Source organism: Planktothrix sp. FACHB-1355 (assembly GCF_014748295.1).
Taxonomy (GTDB): Bacteria; Cyanobacteriota; Cyanobacteriia; order Cyanobacteriales; family Aerosakkonemataceae; genus Aerosakkonema; species Aerosakkonema funiforme_A.
Genome location: NZ_JACJUP010001267.1, coordinates 1 through 1,901, shown reverse-complemented (window position 1 = coordinate 1,901; position 1,901 = coordinate 1). Strand labels below are relative to the sequence as shown.

At 44.4% G+C, this 1,901-nt stretch carries 3 protein-coding genes; all 3 read left to right on the top strand.

What is annotated here, in order from left to right; all coding sequences use genetic code 11:
• On the top strand, positions 1–692 hold a 692-nt coding region (locus H6S82_RS31490; RefSeq protein ID WP_191057359.1), incomplete at its 5' end, for an MFS transporter.
• Positions 693–799: 107 nt separating this feature from the next.
• A complete protein-coding gene (locus tag H6S82_RS31485) occupies positions 800–1,135 on the top strand; it encodes a hypothetical protein (RefSeq protein ID WP_190468494.1) in 336 nt (111 codons plus the stop codon).
• 67 nt (positions 1,136–1,202) lie between these two features.
• On the top strand, positions 1,203–1,901 hold a 699-nt coding region (locus H6S82_RS31480; RefSeq protein ID WP_191057358.1), incomplete at its 3' end, for an inositol monophosphatase family protein.

Genomic DNA, 1,901 nt, shown 5'->3' with positions numbered 1-1,901 from the left:
CCGATCTAGAAGCGAAAATTACTTTGGGTAGAGCTTGGCGGATCTTAACAGCCAGTCGGCAAACTCAGGTATTTTTTACCTTTCTGGTAATGATGACGCTTGGCTTATTCATGCAAGACGCCATCTTGGAAACTTATGGCGGTGATGTCTTTAAAATGCAAGTCGGGGAAACGGCGACCCTAAACGCTTTCTGGGGAACTGGCACATTATTCGGTCTACTTGGAACTGGTTTCTTTCTGGCTCCACGTCTAGGTAAACGCAATACTACCAAACTTGGGTGCTTGTTGGTAGTTGTGTCCCTAATTTGGGTGATTTTGTCGGGATTTACTCAGAATCCAAAACTCCTGCAAACGGCGCTTTTATGTTTCGGTTTGGTTTCCGGAGTAGCAACAACAGGAGCTCTGAGTTTAATGTTAGACCTGACAGCAGCAGAAACCGCAGGCACGTTTATTGGCGCTTGGGGATTGGCACAAGCTTTGGCAAGAGGGGTGGCGACAATTGCTGGAGGTGCGGTTTTAGATGTGAGTAAAAAAGTATTTCCTTCTTTAGTGCTATCTTACGGACTGGTGTTTGTGGTGCAAGGATTGGCAATGCTGTTGGCTGTTTGGTATTTGGGGAAAGTGAATGTGACCGAATTCCGCACCAACGCACGGGAAGCGATCGCAACTGTCTTGCAAAATGAGCTAGATTGAGACAATCTATTGGTATTCGTTACCGCCATTGCTGTAAAATCAACAAAGGCAGTCATTTTAAATGCCGTACATAGAAACGAGCGATCGCATCAAACTTTACTACGAAGATGAACAACGCAGATAGCTTTTTTGGCATTATGGCCAAAGATTTGATGAACACGCTGCTACCGGAAGAAATCGCCCTTTTCATAGAAGATGCAAAACAATGTCCTCCAGATCGAGCCCTTACTTTGTGGCAAGACCAAGCTCAGTCGGATTTCGGAGATTTTATTGCCAAAATCGATATTCCTTTATTGGTCATAGCTGGCAAACAAAGTAAGATTTTTCCCTCTCAATCCAATGTGTTCATTGCCAAAAACTCAATAAAGGAGAACAAATTATTTTTGAGAATAGCGGACACGCTCTTAACTACGATGAAACTGAAAGATTCAACCGGGTTTTAGCAGAGTTCGCAAAATAATCACTTTGAGAATTTACAGAAACTTGTACCGACCTAAACAAACTAAAGATATGACTAATTTTTGGGATACAGTTTTAAATTTTGCCGAGACAACTACTGCCAGAATCGGCACCAAACTGTTGGAAGATTTCGGTCGATTGCAGCCGACGCTCAAGTCAGATGGCAGTTTGGTAACATCAGCCGATAAGTGGGCGGATGAGGAAATTCGTAACGGGATATTGGATACTTTTCCCAGTCACGATATTTTAAGCGAAGAAGGAGAACACGTTTTTTCCGGTGCGGAATGGTGCTGGGTAATCGATCCCATTGACGGCACGACTAACTTTACTCGCGGAATTCCGATTTGGGGAATTTCTTTGGGATTGCTATATCAAGGAACGCCTATATTTGGCTACGTACATTTTCCCAACATCAATCAATCTTTTCACGGATACTGGCATGGCGCATCTTCTAGTGATGCTGAAAATGGTGCGTTTATGAATAAGCGCCCCATTCACACCAGTAGCGACTCACCCAGCCAAAATCAGTTTTTCAACGTTTGTGCCAGGAGTACGGCTGTTTTGCAAAAACCCGTTCCCTGCAAAATTAGAATGTTGGGAGTGACTACCTACAATTTCCTGTCTGTTGCTACTGGTGCGGCGTTGGGAGGTGTAGAGTCTACACCTAAAGTGTGGGATTTAGCGGCAGTTTGGGCTATTGTTCAGGCAGCAGGCGGTGTTTTGGTGCCGCTGACAGAAGGGTCGGTGTTT